At 68.2% G+C, this 14287-nt stretch carries 15 protein-coding genes; 6 read left to right on the top strand and 9 right to left on the bottom strand.

The features are described 5' to 3' along the window. Positions 1-57 precede the first annotated feature (57 nt). Genes CTP10_RS00390 through CTP10_RS00370 form a run of 5 tightly spaced genes read left to right on the top strand, consistent with a single transcriptional unit; the run spans position 58 to position 5018 of the window. Complete coding sequence (locus tag CTP10_RS00390; RefSeq protein WP_116322355.1) at positions 58-1194, top strand: MlaE family ABC transporter permease; 1137 nt, start codon at positions 58-60, stop codon at positions 1192-1194. Continuing rightward, positions 1191-2063 carry an ABC transporter ATP-binding protein gene (locus CTP10_RS00385; protein ID WP_116322354.1) on the top strand — a complete coding sequence of 291 codons (873 nt, stop codon included), beginning with the start codon at positions 1191-1193 and terminating at the stop codon, positions 2061-2063. The genes CTP10_RS00390 and CTP10_RS00385 overlap by 4 nt, the downstream gene beginning before the upstream one ends. Further along, positions 2060-2998 (top strand): MlaD family protein, encoded by a 939-nt coding sequence (locus tag CTP10_RS00380; protein ID WP_116322353.1) that lies wholly within the window; start codon positions 2060-2062, stop codon positions 2996-2998. Before CTP10_RS00385 ends, CTP10_RS00380 begins: the two co-directional genes overlap by 4 nt. A gap of 20 nt (positions 2999-3018) precedes the next feature. Beyond that, entirely contained in the window at positions 3019-3723 is a 705-nt protein-coding gene (locus CTP10_RS00375; RefSeq protein WP_116322352.1) for an ABC-type transport auxiliary lipoprotein family protein, read from the top strand. Positions 3724-3743: 20 nt separating this feature from the next. Next, a complete protein-coding gene (locus tag CTP10_RS00370) occupies positions 3744-5018 on the top strand; it encodes a VanZ family protein (RefSeq protein WP_116322351.1) in 1275 nt (424 codons plus the stop codon). Positions 5019-5048: 30 nt separating this feature from the next. Here the strand turns inward: CTP10_RS00370 and pxpA are convergent, their stop codons facing one another. From pxpA to CTP10_RS00340, 6 genes are all read right to left on the bottom strand, one after another. Beyond that, positions 5049-5789: a 5-oxoprolinase subunit PxpA gene (gene pxpA / locus CTP10_RS00365; RefSeq protein ID WP_116322350.1), complete on the bottom strand. Its 741-nt coding sequence runs from the start codon at positions 5787-5789 to the stop codon at positions 5049-5051. Between the two features lie 71 nt (positions 5790-5860). After that, positions 5861-6880: a biotin-dependent carboxyltransferase family protein gene (locus CTP10_RS00360; protein ID WP_116322349.1), complete on the bottom strand. Its 1020-nt coding sequence runs from the start codon at positions 6878-6880 to the stop codon at positions 5861-5863. Next, the gene (pxpB, locus tag CTP10_RS00355) at positions 6877-7527 is read right to left on the bottom strand and encodes a 5-oxoprolinase subunit PxpB (protein WP_116322348.1); all 651 of its coding nucleotides are present in this window, start codon (positions 7525-7527) and stop codon (positions 6877-6879) included. Before pxpB ends, CTP10_RS00360 begins: the two co-directional genes overlap by 4 nt. A gap of 136 nt (positions 7528-7663) precedes the next feature. Beyond that, positions 7664-8659, bottom strand: a complete 996-nt coding sequence (gene lipA, locus CTP10_RS00350; protein WP_116322347.1) for a lipoyl synthase — start codon at positions 8657-8659, stop codon at positions 7664-7666. A 40-nt stretch (positions 8660-8699) separates the two neighbouring features. Continuing rightward, entirely contained in the window at positions 8700-9437 is a 738-nt protein-coding gene (lipB, locus tag CTP10_RS00345; protein ID WP_116322346.1) for a lipoyl(octanoyl) transferase LipB, read from the bottom strand. Between the two features lie 164 nt (positions 9438-9601). Further along, entirely contained in the window at positions 9602-9970 is a 369-nt protein-coding gene (locus tag CTP10_RS00340; protein ID WP_116322345.1) for a DUF2917 domain-containing protein, read from the bottom strand. Between the two features lie 248 nt (positions 9971-10218). Between CTP10_RS00340 and CTP10_RS00335 the strand changes: the two genes are divergently transcribed. Further along, positions 10219-11175: a transcriptional regulator GcvA gene (locus CTP10_RS00335; RefSeq protein WP_116322344.1), complete on the top strand. Its 957-nt coding sequence runs from the start codon at positions 10219-10221 to the stop codon at positions 11173-11175. Position 11176: 1 nt separating this feature from the next. On the opposite strand, the gene CTP10_RS00330 is transcribed toward CTP10_RS00335, so the two are convergent. The 3 genes from CTP10_RS00330 to rodA form a co-directional block, all read right to left on the bottom strand. After that, positions 11177-12268 carry a tyrosine recombinase XerC gene (locus CTP10_RS00330; protein ID WP_411860331.1) on the bottom strand — a complete coding sequence of 364 codons (1092 nt, stop codon included), beginning with the start codon at positions 12266-12268 and terminating at the stop codon, positions 11177-11179. 10 nt (positions 12269-12278) lie between these two features. Then, positions 12279-12959, bottom strand: coding sequence for a DUF484 family protein (locus CTP10_RS00325; RefSeq protein WP_116322343.1), 681 nt, complete (start codon positions 12957-12959; stop codon positions 12279-12281). Between the two features lie 175 nt (positions 12960-13134). Further along, the gene (rodA, locus tag CTP10_RS00320) at positions 13135-14277 is read right to left on the bottom strand and encodes a rod shape-determining protein RodA (protein ID WP_116322342.1); all 1143 of its coding nucleotides are present in this window, start codon (positions 14275-14277) and stop codon (positions 13135-13137) included. Positions 14278-14287 lie beyond the last annotated feature (10 nt).

The raw sequence follows: 14287 nt of genomic DNA, 5'->3' as shown, positions 1-14287 counted from the left end.
CCGCGGTCGCGCCAGCCGGGCGGGTGGCTTAGAATCGAGACTCGGCCATCACATCGCATGCCCTTGGAACGCCAGACAACGCCAGACTTCCATATCACGCGCGGGGACGGGACCGTCAGCGTAGCGCTGCGTGGCGACTGGACCGCGCTCGCGCTGGCCGGCTGCCACCAGGCGCGCCAGCTGCGCTCGCAGCTGCACGAACTGGCGCAGGATCCGGAGCACGCGCAATGGTCGCTGGCGGAGGTGCAGCGTCTGGACCATATCGGCGGACAGCTGCTATGGCAGGCCTGGAACGGCAAGATGCCGCAGCAGATCGAGGCCAGCGACGGCCAGCGCCGCGTGTTCGAGCGCATCGCCGCGGTGCAGGATGAAGGCTGGAAGAAGCACATGGTGGACCGCTTCAACCCGGTCGCGCTGTTCGGCGCCAACGTGCTTTCGTTCGGCGCGCAGCTGGCCATCGGCGTCACCATGCTGGGCCAGCTGGCGCTCGACCTGCTGCGCTTAGCGCGCGTTCCGCAGCGCGGCCCCTGGCGCGAGATCTCGGCCAATATCTATAACGTCGGCTACAAGGCGCTTGGCATCACCGCGCTGGTCGGGTTCCTGATCGGCATCGTGCTGTCGTACCTGTCGGCGAACCAGTTGCGTGTGTTCGGTGCCAGCACGTTTATCGTCAATATCCTCGGCATGGCGGTGATCCGCGAACTGGGGCCGGTGCTGGCGGCGATCCTGATCGCGGGCCGGTCGGGCTCGGCCATTACCGCGCAGATCGGCGTGATGCGCGTCACCGAGGAACTTGACGCCATGCGCGTGATGGGCATCTCGCACGGCTTCCGGCTGATCATGCCGCGCGTGATCGCGCTGGCCATTTCGATGCCGCTGCTGGTGGCGTGGACCGACGTGATGGCACTGGCCGGCGGCATGGTGGCCGCGCGCATGCAACTGGGCATCAGCGCCGCGTTCTTCCTGCGCGAGCTGCCCGACGCGGTGCCGGTGGCCAACCTGTGGCTGGGGCTGGGCAAGGGCGTGGCGTTCGGCATCCTGATCGCGCTCACGGCGTGCCACTTCGGGCTGCGCATCAAGCCCAATACGCAAAGCCTGGGCGAAGGCACCACCGCGTCGGTCGTGACCTCCATCACCATCGTGATCCTGGCCGACGCGGTGTTTGCCATCCTGTTCAAGGACGTGGGCCTGTGAACGCGCCAACGGAACCCGCATCGGCAGCGGCCCCGGCACAACGCACCGCGGTGATCGAGGTGCGCAACCTGGTAAAGCGCTTCGGCAAGGCCCTGGTGCACGACCACGTCAACCTGGACGTGTGGCGTGGCGAGGTGCTGTCGATCGTGGGCGGCTCGGGCAGCGGCAAGACCGTGCTGCTGCGCCAGATCGTGGGGCTGGAGCGGCCCACATCGGGCAGCATCAAGGTGTTTGGCGAAGACCCGGCCAAACTGCGCCCGGCGCAGCTGCAGGCGCTGCGCAACCGCTGGGGGCTGCAGTTCCAGCGCGGCGCGTTGTTCTCGGCGCTGTCGGTGATCGACAATATCGCGCTGCCACTGCGCGAGCTGCGCGCGCTGCCGGACAACCTGATCTGCCGGGCGGCGCTGCTCAAGCTGCAGCTGGTGGGCCTGTCGGCGCGCGATGCGGACAAGATGCCGTCGGACCTGTCCGGCGGCATGATCAAGCGCGTGGCGCTGGCACGCGCGCTGTCGCTGGAGCCGGAACTGCTGTTCCTCGACGAGCCCACCGCCGGGCTGGACCCGATGGCGTCGGACGACTACGTTGCGCTGATCCGGGAACTTCGGCGCGAGCTGGGCCTCACGGTAGTGATGATCACGCACGATCTCGACACGCTGGTGGCGCTGTCCGACCGCGTCGCGGTGCTGGCCGACCACAAGGTCGTCGCCGCCGCGCCGATTCCTGAAGTGGTGAAAGTGGACCACCCCTTCATCCGCGAATATTTCCTGGGCGACCGCGCCCAGCGCGCCTTGCAGGCGCTGCCGCAGGGTGCTCAGCCCCCTCAGCCCCCTCAGCCCCCTCAGCCCGCGGCGCCCCCCGGAGAAGCATGATGGAAAACAAGTCACACGCATTCCTTGCCGGCGTGTTCACCATCGGCCTGGCCGTGCTGGTGCTGTTCGCGCTGTTCTGGTTCAGCAGCGACCACGCCGTGCGCGTGCCGTATGACCTGATCACGCGCTCCACCGTCAACGGGCTGGGGCCGCAGGCCGACGTCAAGTACCGCGGGCTGGCGGTAGGCAAGGTGGAGTCGATCAAGTTCGACCCGCAGGTGCCGGGCCAGATCATCGTGCGCATCAGCGTCAACCAGGACACGCCGATCACGCGCACCACCTATGCCACGCTGGGCTTCCAGGGCGTGACCGGGATCGCCTACGTGCAACTGGACGACACCGCCGCGCATGCGGGCGCCGAAGCCTCGCCGCCGCTGCGCACCTCACCCAAGGCGGTGGCTCGCATCGCCATGCGCCCGGGCTTCTTCGAAGAGCTGGAAAAGCGCGGCGATTCGCTGCTGACGCAGGCCGAGACGCTGATGGCCTCGCTCAACGACATGTTCCAGACCACCAACCGCAATGAACTGATGGCGGCGATCCGATCCGTGCGCAAGACCGCCGAGGACTACTCGAAGCTGTCGGAATCGCTCGCGCCCGCCGTGAACCGGCTGCCGCGCGTGGCCGAGAACCTCAACGCCACGCTGGAATCGACGCGGCGCCTGACGCAGGAGCTGGCCAGCCCCAATGGCACGGTGCTGCGCACGGTCGACAGCGTCGGCCGCGACCTGCAGGGCGCGGCGGCGTCGGTGCAGACGGCCGCCGGCACCTTCAGCGACGAGACCCTGCCACAGCTCAACGGACTGGCCCGCGATGCGCGCCAGACCGCGCGCAGCTTCGAGCGCGCCGCCGGTCAGTTCAACGACAGCCCGACCAGCGTGCTGTTCGGCGCGCCTGCGCCCGCGCCGGGCCCGGGCGAACCGGGTTTCGCCCCCTGACGTATCGACGACCCATCGCCATGCCGAAGAACGATAACCGCCGAGGCCCCGCCGTGAACCCTGCCACCGAGAATTCATGCCGGAGCAGCCGCTCCCGCACCGCCGCCACGCTGCTGGCGCTGGCAGGCGCCGCGCTGGTGCTGGCAGGCTGCGCGCTGTCGCGCGGCACGCCGACCGTCACGTACGACCTGGGGCCGTCCGCCGCGCCTGGCGGCACGGCGGGCACCGCTGCCCACGCGGCAACGACAGCGGCCACGACAGCGCCCACGCCGCTGCCAAAGCTGCGCGTATCGCACACCGACGGACCCGACTGGCTCGAAGGCAATGCCCTCTACTACCGCCTGCTGTACGCGCAGGCGCAGCGACTGCAACCCTATGCCACGCAGCGGTGGGTGATGTCGCCGACGCGCCTGTTCGACGAGCGCCTGCGCGAGGCGGTGTCGGCACGCAGCGGACTGGCCTGGTCCGGCGACCCCAGCGCACCCGGGCTGAAAGTAGACCTGCTGGCCTTCGAGCAGGTGTTCGACAGCGCCACCACCAGCCAGGGCGTGGTGCGCCTGCGCGCCACCGTGTACCACCGCGGCCAGCTCGGCCAGCAGACCTTCGAGGTGCGCCGTCCCGCGCCCAGCGCCGACGGCGCCGGCGGGGTCAAGGCGCTGGCCGATGCCAGCGACGCCGCCATCGCCGCGCTGCTCGACTGGACCGCCACGCTGCCGCTAAAGTAAGGCAGACAAGGAGAATTGCCATGGAGCCGGCTGTCCCGCCGCCCTCCGCACCGCCCCCGGCGCCAGCCGCGCAACCGGCGGCGGTACCGCCTGTGACCGGACCCGCCGAGCCCCAGTATTCGCCGCTGGCCCGCGTGGGGCTGCTTTGCTTCACGCTGCTGGTGGTGTATGCCAGCCTCTACCCGTTCTCGGGCTGGGTCGACAACGGCATTTCGCCGTTCGCCTTCGTCACCGCGCCCAAGCCGCGCTATATCACCGACTTCGACCTGCTGACCAATGTCATCGGCTACGTTCCCTTCGGGGCGCTGGTCGTGCTGTCGCTGCATCCGCGCATGTCTGGCGGACGCGCCACGCTGGTGGCGCTGGTCGCCGGTGCGCTGCTGTCGGCCTGCATGGAAGCGTTCCAGACCTGGCTGCCAAGCCGCATCTCTTCCAACATCGACCTGATCACCAATGCGCTGGGCGCGCTGCTGGGCGGCGCGGTGGTGGCGCCCTTCACGCATGCGCTGATCGACGGCGGCCGCCTGACGCGGCTGCGCCATGCGTGGTTCGAGCCGCATGCCAGCTTTGCCATCATCCTGCTCATGCTGTGGCCGTTCGCGCAGATCTTCCCGCAGGAGCACCTGTTCGGCATGGGCGGCATCGTGCGCGAATGGCTGACCGATCCCGAGTCCTGGCCGATGCAGGTGCTGCAGATGCTGTTCCCGCAACTGGAGGCGTGGCAGGACCACATCGGCCTGCGGCCCGAAGACATGCAGAGCCAGCAACTGCTGGAATCGCTGGTGACCGCCAGCAGCTGGATCGGCACCGGGTTGTTCGCCTCGATCGCCATGCGCCGCAACGCGCCGATGCTGCGCATCCTGGCTGGCCTGCTGGCCGCCGCGCTGCTGATCAAGGCCACCGCGGCCGAATTGCAGTTCCCGGCCGACAGCGCCTTCAACTGGCTGTCCGAAGGCGGCCGCTTTGCGCTGCTGACGAGCTCGCTGGTGCTGGCGCTGCTGCTGTACCTGCCGCGCTGGGTGCGCGCCGTGCTGGCGATGGTGGCGCTACTCGCACTGGTGGCGCTGACCAATGTCCTGCCGTCGAATCCCTACGCGTGGATTTCCGAGCAGGGCTGGCGCATGGGCCGCTTCATCCACTTCAACAGCCTGGCGCAATGGCTGGGCTGGCTATGGCCGTTCCTGGCGTTCTGCTATGTGATCTGGCGCTTCGAGCAGGTCAGCCTGCGCCGCCACGCCATGAAGAAGGCCGCGGCGCGCCGTGAGGCGGCCGCTACCGGGACGCAGGAACGGTGACGACGCGCGGCGCCGTCGGTTGAAGGGCCGTCAGTCGCCGGCGCGGATGGCAATGCCCTCGGCGCCGAGCCGTTCGCGGATGCGGCGCGCGAAGGCCAGTGCATGCGCACCGTCGCCGTGCAGGCAAACGGTCTCGGCCTGGATCGGGACCCAGGTGCCGTCGATGGCGCGTACGCGTTTTTCGCGCACCATGGTCAGGGTCTGGTTCAGCGCGACTTCCTCGTCCTCGTGCAGTGCGCCGGGGGTGCCGCGCCTGACCAGCGTGCCATCGGGGTTGTAGCCGCGGTCGGCAAAGACTTCCTGCTTGACGCGCAGCCCGGCCTCTTTGGCGATGTCGATCATCTGGCTGCCGGCCAGGCCGAAGAACACCAGGTCGGCATCGAAATCCCGCACCGCGCGCACGATGGCGCGGGCCAGCGCCGGGTCGCGCACGGCCTGGTTGTACAACGCGCCGTGCGGCTTGACGTGGTGCAACTCGCCCCCCTGCGCACGCACGATCGCGTCGAGCGCGCCGATCTGGTACAGCACGTCGGCATACACGTCCTCGGGATCGCGCTGCATCTCGGTGCGGCCGAAATTCTCGCGGTCCGGGTAGCTCGGGTGCGCGCCGATGGCGACGCCATGCTGCAGCGCCCACTTCACCGTCTGCACCATGGTGGCGGCGTCGCCCGCGTGCCAGCCGCACGCCACGTTGGCGGAACTGATCAGCGCCAGCAGCGCTTCGTCGTTGCCGCAGCCTTCGCCGAGGTCGGCGTTCAGGTCGATCTGCATTGCCGTTCTCCTGGGCGGTGCGGCGAGGGGACCGCGATGCCGCCTTCTGTCGATGTGTACAAGCGCGAGGCTCAGGCCGCCACGCGGGTCAGCGTGCGCCGGCGTGCGGCGATGGCCATGCCGTCGCCCTGCCATTGCAGCGCCTGTTCGATCTGCCGCAGGTAGCGGTCAAGCTCCGCCTGCGCGGCGGCGGCCTGTGCCAGCGTGACCGGCACAAAGCGCACGGCCGCGCCCAGCGGCACCTGCGCCAGCCGCCACATGTCAGCGCCGATCACCACGCCGATCTTCGGATAGCCGCCGGTGGTCTGCGCATCGGCCATCAGCACGATCGGTTGCCCGGCCGGCGGCACCTGCATCACGCCCGGCATCACGCCGTGCGAAAGCAGGTCGGCGCTGCATTCTGCGCGGCGCGCCAGCGCCGGCCCATTCAGCCGCAGGCCCATGCGGTTGCTGTTGGGCGTGACGATCCAGTCGGCCTGCCACAGCGCCTGCTGCGATTCCGCCTCGAAGTCATCGTACTCGGGCCCCCGCAACATGCGCACCGGCGTCGCCTTGCCGTCGACGGCGGCCGGCAGCGCCCAAGCGGGCGCCTGCACGCCGATCCAGTCGCCGTCGGCCCGCAGGCCCGGCCGTCCCGCCGGCAGCCGGTCGCCCTCCTGCAGCGCGCGTCCGTTCAGCCCGCCGAAACCGGCCTTCAGGTCGGTGCTGCGCGAACCCATCACCGGGTCGACCGCGATCCCGCCGGCCACGCACAGGTAGGCATGGGTACCACCGCGCGCCGGCGGCAGCACCAGGATCTCTCCCGCGTGCACGTCGAAGGCATGCCAGGACCAGACCGGTGTTCCGTCCAGCGTCGCGCCGCACTCCGCGCCAGACAGCGCGACGCGCATGTCCGCATGGAAGCGCACCGCGGCTCGGCCCAGCGTGAACTCGATCGCGGCGCACTCGGGTGCATTGCCCACCAGCCGGTTGCCGACCGCCACGGCCAGCATATCCATTGCCCCGCAACGGCCCACGCCGAAACGGCGGAAGCCAGTACGGCCCAGGTCCTGCACCGAGGCGAGCGCGCCAGGTCGGATGATTTCGATCACGCGATGATTTCCTCGGCGACAAAGCGCACGGTGTCGCCGGGCGCCAACAGGGACGGCGGATCGCGGTCCGCGACGAACAGTCCAACATCGCTGTGGCCGATCAGTTGCCAGCCGCCCGGCAGCACCGCCGGATAGATGCCGGTCTGCTCGCCGCCGATGCCGACCGACCCGGCCGGCACCGCCAGCCGCGGCTCGCGCCGGCGCGGCGTGGCCAGTTCCGGCGCCAGCCCGCCCAGATAGGCAAAGCCGGGCTGGAAGCCGACAAAGTAGACAACGTACTCGCCGGCGGCATGACGGCGCGCCACTTCACGCGGCGACAGCCCGGTATGCGCGGCCACATCGGTCAGGTCCGGCCCGTGCTCACCGCCGTAGCGCACCGGGATCTCGACCAACTTGCCGGTGGTGTTGCGCGCCTCGCCCGAGGACCAGGCCTGCTTCAGGCCGCGCTCCAGCGTCTCGACATCGGCGCTGCCGTCGAAGATCACCGTCAGGTTGTTCATGCCGGGCACCACGTCGACCACGCCGCGCCAGCCTTCCGCCCGGGATGCCATGGCCCAGATGCGGCGCTGGACCTCGAGCGATGCGGGGGGCGCCACGCTGTAGAGCAGCGCTTGTTCGGCGAGGCGGTGGATCGTACAGAGGCTCATGGGATTCCTGGTAGCGCACTTTTTACCAGTGTAGGCTGGCGGCCAGGGGAATGCGATGCAGAAAACAGGCCAGCGCAATGCAAAACGGCCGGGGTCAATCCCGGCCGTTTTGAAAACGCATTGAACCCGATGCTGATCAGGCAAACCCCGCCTGATGCGCCTGCTGGTCAGCGTGGTACGAACTGCGTACCATCGCGCCCACGGCAGCGTGGGTAAAGCCCATCTTGTACGCCTCGTCCTCGAACATCTTGAACGTGTCCGGGTGCACGTAGCGCAGCACCGGCAGGTGGTGGTTCGACGGCGCCAGGTACTGGCCGATGGTCAGCATGTCGATGTCGTGCGCGCGCATGTCGCGCATGACTTCCAGGATTTCCTCGTCGGTCTCGCCCAGACCCACCATCAGGCCGGACTTGGTCGGCACGTTGGGGTTGCGGCGCTTGAATTCCTGCAGCAGCTTGAGCGAGTGCGCGTAGTCCGCGCCCGGGCGCGCCTGCTTGTACAGGCGCGGCACGGTTTCCATGTTGTGGTTCATCACGTCCGGCGGGCAGGCTTGCAGGATGTCCAGCGCCTTGTCCAGGCGGCCGCGGAAGTCCGGCACCAGCACTTCGATGCGGGTGGCCGGCGACAGCTCGCGCGTCTGCGAGATGCAATCCACATAGTGCTGGGCACCGCCATCGCGCAGGTCGTCGCGGTCGACGCTGGTGATCACCACGTAATTCAGCTTGAGCTGGGCGATGGTGCGGGCCAGGTTGCCCGGCTCGTTCGTATCCAGCGGATCGGGGCGGCCGTGGCCGACGTCGCAGAACGGGCAGCGGCGCGTGCACTTGTCGCCCATGATCATGAAGGTGGCCGTGCCCTTGCCGAAGCATTCGCCGATGTTCGGGCAGCTGGCTTCCTCGCACACCGTCACCAGGTTGTTGGCGCGCAGGATGTCCTTGATCTCATAGAAACGCGAATTGCCGGTTGCAGCCTTCACGCGGATCCAGTCCGGCTTCTTGAGCTTTTCGGCCGGCACGATCTTGATGGGGATGCGTGCGGTCTTGTCGGCCGACTTTTGCTTGCGGGTCGGGTCGTACGCCTCCGCGGGGGACTGCGGGGCTTCGCTGGAAGTGGCGATCAGGGCGTCGCTCATACATTTCTCCGCACGCGCTCAGCGTGCATTTCGCTTTTGACTAGGAGGCCAGGGCCGGGTCGGCATTCACGTCGGCGGCTTCAGCCGCCAGCACGCGGGATTCGTGCGCTGCCAGCACTTCGCACAATGCAGCCGCCAGGCGCTGTGCGATGTCGGTTTGTCTTGCCGCGGTCACGGGCAGGGGGGCGCCATCGGCATCCGCCACCGGGCAGGTGGCGCCCGCGGTAGCCATGTCGACTGTTTCCAGTCCGGCATAGCCGCAGGGATTGATGCGCAGGAACGGCGACAGGTCCATCTGCACGTTGAGGCTGACGCCGTGGTAGCTGCAGCCGTTGCGGATCTTGAGGCCGAGCGCGGCAATCTTGGCGCCCTGGTGCGGCCCCTCGGACAGGTAGATGCCAGGGGCGCCGGGCTTGCGTTCGGCTGCGAGATTATACGCCGCGAGCGTGTCCAGCACTGCCTGCTCGATGGCGTAGACCAGCTCGCGCACCATCAGGTGGCGGCGGCGCAAATCGAGCAACAGGTAAGCCACTACCTGGCCTGGGCCGTGATAAGTGATCTGGCCGCCACGGTCGATCTGAACCACCGGGATGTTGTCGTCAGGCGACAGCAGGTGTGCGGGATCGCCCGCCTGGCCCAGGGTGTAGACCGGCGGATGCTCGACCAGCCAGATCTGGTCTGGCGTCTCGGGGGAGCGTGCGGCGGTGAAGGCGCGCATCGCGTCGAAACACGGCTGATAGTCCTCGCGGCCGCGTTCGATGATCTGAATCGGATGCATGGCGAGAGTGTAACGAAAAGGGCCGGCTTGCGCCGGCCCCTGCTTGCCCCTGTCAGCCTTGCGGCGCGGGGGAATCGTCGTTTGCGTCACGGGACCAGGCCAGGCGCAGATGCGCGCGGCGCCGGTGTGACGCGGACGATGTCCCTTCCGCTTCCGCTTCGGCTTCAGGATGCGGCGGCCTGGTCCTGGTTAGGCGTCCATTCCGTGCCTCGAACCAGTCGGCGCAGGCTGCGGTACACCAGGTGCGGCACATCGGCCAGCGCCAGCGCCGGACGGCGCGCCTCGGCGATCAACGCCAGGCGTACCGGTTCCTGCGCGCGCGGGTCGATGCTGACCACCACCTCGTCGCCAGTGCGGAGCAACAGGCTGCCGCCACAACGCAGCCAGTAGTCCTCCGAATCGCTTTCGCGCGTCAGCCATACATCCATGCCATTGGCTTTCTCGACATGCAGGCGCTGGGCGGCGTGCACCGACAGCGCGGTGACTTCGCCAGGATTCAGGGTGAACACGGTCGTTGTGAGCACGGTTTTCATCGAAGTTCTCCGTTCAGCCGGCCCGGAGGCAGTTGCGCCACGCTGTCGCTTATGGGCAACGAATCCATGCAATTGGCCCGGCAAGAGGACCATGCCAGTTAAATCCTGTGGAATTCGTCGTTAGGTGAATCGCTACAGCGGGGGCCGGTGATGGAATATTAGTGATTGCCCGGACACTATCAAAACGATATATTTTCTTTGTTCTTGTTAGTCAGATTCACATAAACCCGACTTCACCGGAGGCAGCCATGGCCTGGAAGAGCGCCTGGGAAAAAGACCTGCCGCGCGGCTGGCACCGCGAGTTGCCGCGCCTGCCGGCGCTGACCGCACTGCGCGCGTTCGAGGCGGCGGCGCGCCATGAGAGTTTTTCGCGCGCGGCGACGGAGTTGTTCGTCACCCACGGCGCGGTCAGCCACCAGATCCGCGGGCTGGAAGACGAGCTGGGCCTGCCGTTGTTCGAGCGCCACGGCAAACGCGTGGCGCTGACCCCGGCAGGCCGCGTCTACGCCGAACGCGTGCGCGACGCGCTGCTCCAGATCGCCGATGCCACGCGCGTGCTGCAGGCGGGCAACCGCGACAAGCGCCTGACCATCAGCACCATGCCTTCGTTCGCCGCGCGCTGGCTCACGCCGCGCATCGGCAGCTTTATCGAGCGCCATCCCGAGCTGGACGTCGAGCTGCTGTCGTCGAACACGCTGGTCAACTTTGCGCATGAAGAAGTCGATATCGCGCTGCGCATGGGCAGCGGCGACTATCCCGGCCTGTATGTGGAAAAGCTGCTCGACGACGTCTTCTTTCCGATGTGCAGCCCCAGCTTCAACGGCGGACGGCTGCCGCAGAAGCCGGGAGAGATGGCCGGCATGCCGCTGCTGCGCGGCGAGGGCGATCCGTGGAAGCCGTGGTTCGAGGCCGCCGGGCTGGACTGGCCCGAGCCGCGCAAGGGCCTGCTGATGGAAGATTCGTCGCTGCTGCTGCAGGCCGCGTCGGAGGGCCAGGGGATCGCGCTGATCCGCTCGTCGCTGGCCTACAACGACCTGCTGGCGGGGCGCGTGGTGCGGCTGTTCGACGTCAGCATCCCGTGTCCGTGGCTGCTGTACTTCGTGTGCGCACCGGGGTCGCTGAACCTGCCCAAGGTGCAGGCCTTCCGCAGCTGGCTGATGCCGGAGATCGAGCGATTCCGCGAAGTGCTGGCGCAGTGGGAGTGAATTAGTCCCCGGTTTCGTCGGCGGCGCCGGTCTTGTCGGCCTCGTCGCCTGTTGGTTCCGACGCAGGCGCCGAACGCCGTCCCGCGCGCGGGTGCGCCTTGTCGTAGACCCGCGCCAGGTGCTGGAAATCCAGCGAGGTATAGATCTGCGTGGTCGAGATGCTGGCGTGCCCCAGCATCTCCTGCACCGCGCGCAGGTCGCCCGACGACTGCAGCACGTGGGTGGCGAACGAATGCCGCAGCATATGCGGATGCACGTCGGCCGGCACGCCTGCGCCGAGCGCCTGCTGCTTGAGCCGCAACTGCACCGTGCGCATCGACAGCCGCCGCCCGCGCGGCCCCAGGAACAGTGCGTGCGCATCTTCAGGCGTCGCGCCGGGGCGCAGCAGCGTGTCGCGCACCGCGATCCAGGCACGCAGCGCCTCGATGGCCTTGCTGCCGACGGGCACCGTGCGCCGGCGCGCGCCCTTGCCGGTCACCGTCACCTCGGCGCCGCCCAGGTCAAGCCAGCCGCTGGACTGGTAGCCGTCAACGGCGGCATAGCGCAGGTCCAGCTGCACCAGCTCCGACAACCGCAGCCCGCTGGAGTAGAACAGTTCATATACCGCGTGGTCGCGCAAGGCCTGCGCATCGGTGCCGGCGGTGTGGGCGACCAGCGCCACCGCATGCTCGACCGACAGCGCCTTCGGCAGCGCATGGCCGGAACGCGGCGCGCGCACGCCTTCGACCGGGTTGACCGTCACGCCATGGCCATGCCGCGCCGCCCACTGGTAGAAGCCACGCCACGCCGACAGCGTGCGGGCGATGCTGGTGCCGACCAGCCCACTGCCATGCAGGCGGGCGGCGAAGTTGCGGATATGCTGGGTCTGCAGCGCCAGCAATGCGACACCGGGCGCGTAGCGCGCGGCATGCGCCTGCAGCACGCGCAGGTCGCGCCCATAGCAGGCGAGCGTATGGTCGGCCAGCTTGCGGCTGCCGCGCAGCCAGTCGAGATAGCGCACGACCAGCGGATCGGCCGGCAGATCGGTCGACGAAGACGCGCCGTCATCCACCGGCGCGGGAGCGGGCTGGCGCGATGGCCGGCGTGCGCTCACGGCATCGGCCTCAGTCGCGCAGGCGGTTCAGCGCGGCCCCGGCGACTTCGCCGATCTGCGCCAGGTAGGCCGTGCCCATGCCTTCATGGAAGCGGCGCGGGTCGGGCGAGCCCAGCACCAGCAGGCCGAACGCGGCGCCCTGCACGTCGGCACCGGCATCGGCCGCGCGCACGGGCACACGCAGCGCCACCATCGCCAGCGAGACGATATCGTCGCGCTCCAGCAGCGCTGCCGCCTCGAAGCCACTGTTGGCGCCGCAATACGGCGCGCGCAGGCCGTCGGCGAACAGGCGCATATCTTCGCTGGCGCCCTGCGCGACTTCCATGTGGACGTACTGTTCGGCCACGTCCCACAGCCGGAGCGCCACGGCCGGCACGTCGAACACCTGCTGCAGGCCGTCCTGCACTGCATACGGCAGCGCGTGCGAATCGGCCTCGGCCAGCAGCCGCAGCTGCCAGTCGTGCAGGCGCTGCTGGGTGCGGTCGTTGTCGTGGCCATGGCGCACCAGGTCGGCCAGGCGCAGCTCCAGGCCCTTGTTCTTCTCGCGCAGGATTTCCATCTGGCGCTCCTGCAGCGACACGGCGCGGTGGCTGTGCGGGCTGGTCAGCTGCACGGCAGCCAGCAGCTCGGCGTGCTCTTCGAAGAATTCGGGGTGGCTCTGCAGGTAGGCGGCGACGTCTTGGGCGTTCATGGGGCTTGGACCGGTAGAGGAAAATTGGGTGGCAGTTTAGCAAACACACTTGCCTGCGCAGGGGCGCACGGTTTTGGGTGCTCCAACGCCGCCCGAGCTGGCCTAAGCAAGGTGTTCTCCCTCCCCCTCGTGGGGCTCATGGGGAGAGGGGAGCAAACCAGCGCTATGCAAAAACCTACGTCTGGATCAGCCGCTTCTGCCGCGAAATACTAAGCAGGAGCCCAACCCCCGCCCCCAGCGTCACCAGCGCCGTCCCGCCATAGCTCATCAGCGGCAGCGGCACGCCCACCACCGGCAGGATCCCGCTCACCATGCCCATGTTGACGAACGCATAGGTGAAGAAGATCAGCGTGATCGACCCCGCCAGCAGCCGCGAGAACAGCGTCGGCGCGTTGGCGGCAATGAACAGCCCGCGGAAGATCAGCAGCAAATACAGCACCAGCAGCAGCGCGTTGCCGATCAGGCCGAACTCTTCGGAGTAGACCGCGAAGATGAAGTCGGTGTGCTTCTCGGGGATGAATTCGAGGTGGGTCTGCGTCCCCTTGAGGAAGCCCTTGCCCTCGACCCCGCCCGAGCCGATCGCGATGATCGACTGGATGGTGTGGAAGCCCTTGCCGAGCGGGTCGCTGGTCGGGTCGAGCAGCGTGCACACGCGGTGCTGCTGGTAGTCGTGCAGCACCGGCCAGTTCACGCCCGGCGCGCACATGTCGTTCTGGAACGTGATCAGCAGCGTGATCGCCACCACCAGCAGCCCCAACAGCGGCAGGATCAGCCTCCACGACAGTCCGGCGAAGTAGATCACATACAGGCCCGCCGCCATCACCAGCAGCGCGGTGCCGAGGTCGGGCTGCTTGGCGATCAGGCCGACCGGGATCACCAGCAGCCCCAGCGCGACGATGAAGTCGAACCACTTGATCATGCCCTCGCGCTTCTGGAAGTACCACGCCAGCATCAGCGGCATCGAGATCTTCATGATCTCGGACGGCTGGATCACCATCCCGACATAGAGCCAGCGGCGCGCGCCCTTGCGGATCAAACCGAACATGGCCACCGCGATCAGCAGCGCCACGCCGACCGTGTACATCGGCACCGCCACCCGCATCAGCGTCTGCGTGGGCAGGTAGGCGATCACGAACATCACCACGTACGACAGCAGGATGTTGCGCAACTGGTCTTCGACGCGGCCCGGCATGTCGATGGCGGCCGAGTACAGCGCGACGATGCCGGTGGCAAACAGCAGGAAGACGATCAGCGAAAGCGGTTTGTCAAAACCGGTCAGCGCGGTCTTGACCAGGGACATGACGCGGCGGCGATCCATGCGCGTCTCC

Origin of the sequence: Cupriavidus sp. P-10 (genome assembly GCF_003402535.2) — a bacterium.
Classification (GTDB): domain Bacteria; phylum Pseudomonadota; class Gammaproteobacteria; order Burkholderiales; family Burkholderiaceae; genus Cupriavidus.
The sequence above is the reverse complement of the archived record's forward strand: the minus strand, read 5'-3'. Positions and strand labels throughout refer to the sequence as shown.

What these genes read in the sequence shown, in the direction of transcription:
- CTP10_RS00390 (WP_116322355.1), top strand. Translation starts at nt 58, where the DNA reads ATGCCCTTGGAACGCCAGACAACGCCAGACTTCCATATCACGCGCGGG.
- CTP10_RS00340 (WP_116322345.1), bottom strand. Translation starts at nt 9,970, where the DNA reads ATGAAAACCGTGCTCACAACGACCGTGTTCACCCTGAATCCTGGCGAA.
- CTP10_RS00335 (WP_116322344.1), top strand. Translation starts at nt 10,219, where the DNA reads ATGGCCTGGAAGAGCGCCTGGGAAAAAGACCTGCCGCGCGGCTGGCAC.
- lipB (WP_116322346.1), bottom strand. Translation starts at nt 9,437, where the DNA reads ATGCATCCGATTCAGATCATCGAACGCGGCCGCGAGGACTATCAGCCG.
- CTP10_RS00380 (WP_116322353.1), top strand. Translation starts at nt 2,060, where the DNA reads ATGATGGAAAACAAGTCACACGCATTCCTTGCCGGCGTGTTCACCATC.
- CTP10_RS00370 (WP_116322351.1), top strand. Translation starts at nt 3,744, where the DNA reads ATGGAGCCGGCTGTCCCGCCGCCCTCCGCACCGCCCCCGGCGCCAGCC.
- CTP10_RS00375 (WP_116322352.1), top strand. Translation starts at nt 3,019, where the DNA reads ATGCCGAAGAACGATAACCGCCGAGGCCCCGCCGTGAACCCTGCCACC.
- pxpB (WP_116322348.1), bottom strand. Translation starts at nt 7,527, where the DNA reads ATGAGCCTCTGTACGATCCACCGCCTCGCCGAACAAGCGCTGCTCTAC.
- rodA (WP_116322342.1), bottom strand. Translation starts at nt 14,277, where the DNA reads ATGGATCGCCGCCGCGTCATGTCCCTGGTCAAGACCGCGCTGACCGGT.
- pxpA (WP_116322350.1), bottom strand. Translation starts at nt 5,789, where the DNA reads ATGCAGATCGACCTGAACGCCGACCTCGGCGAAGGCTGCGGCAACGAC.
- lipA (WP_116322347.1), bottom strand. Translation starts at nt 8,659, where the DNA reads ATGAGCGACGCCCTGATCGCCACTTCCAGCGAAGCCCCGCAGTCCCCC.
- CTP10_RS00325 (WP_116322343.1), bottom strand. Translation starts at nt 12,959, where the DNA reads ATGAACGCCCAAGACGTCGCCGCCTACCTGCAGAGCCACCCCGAATTC.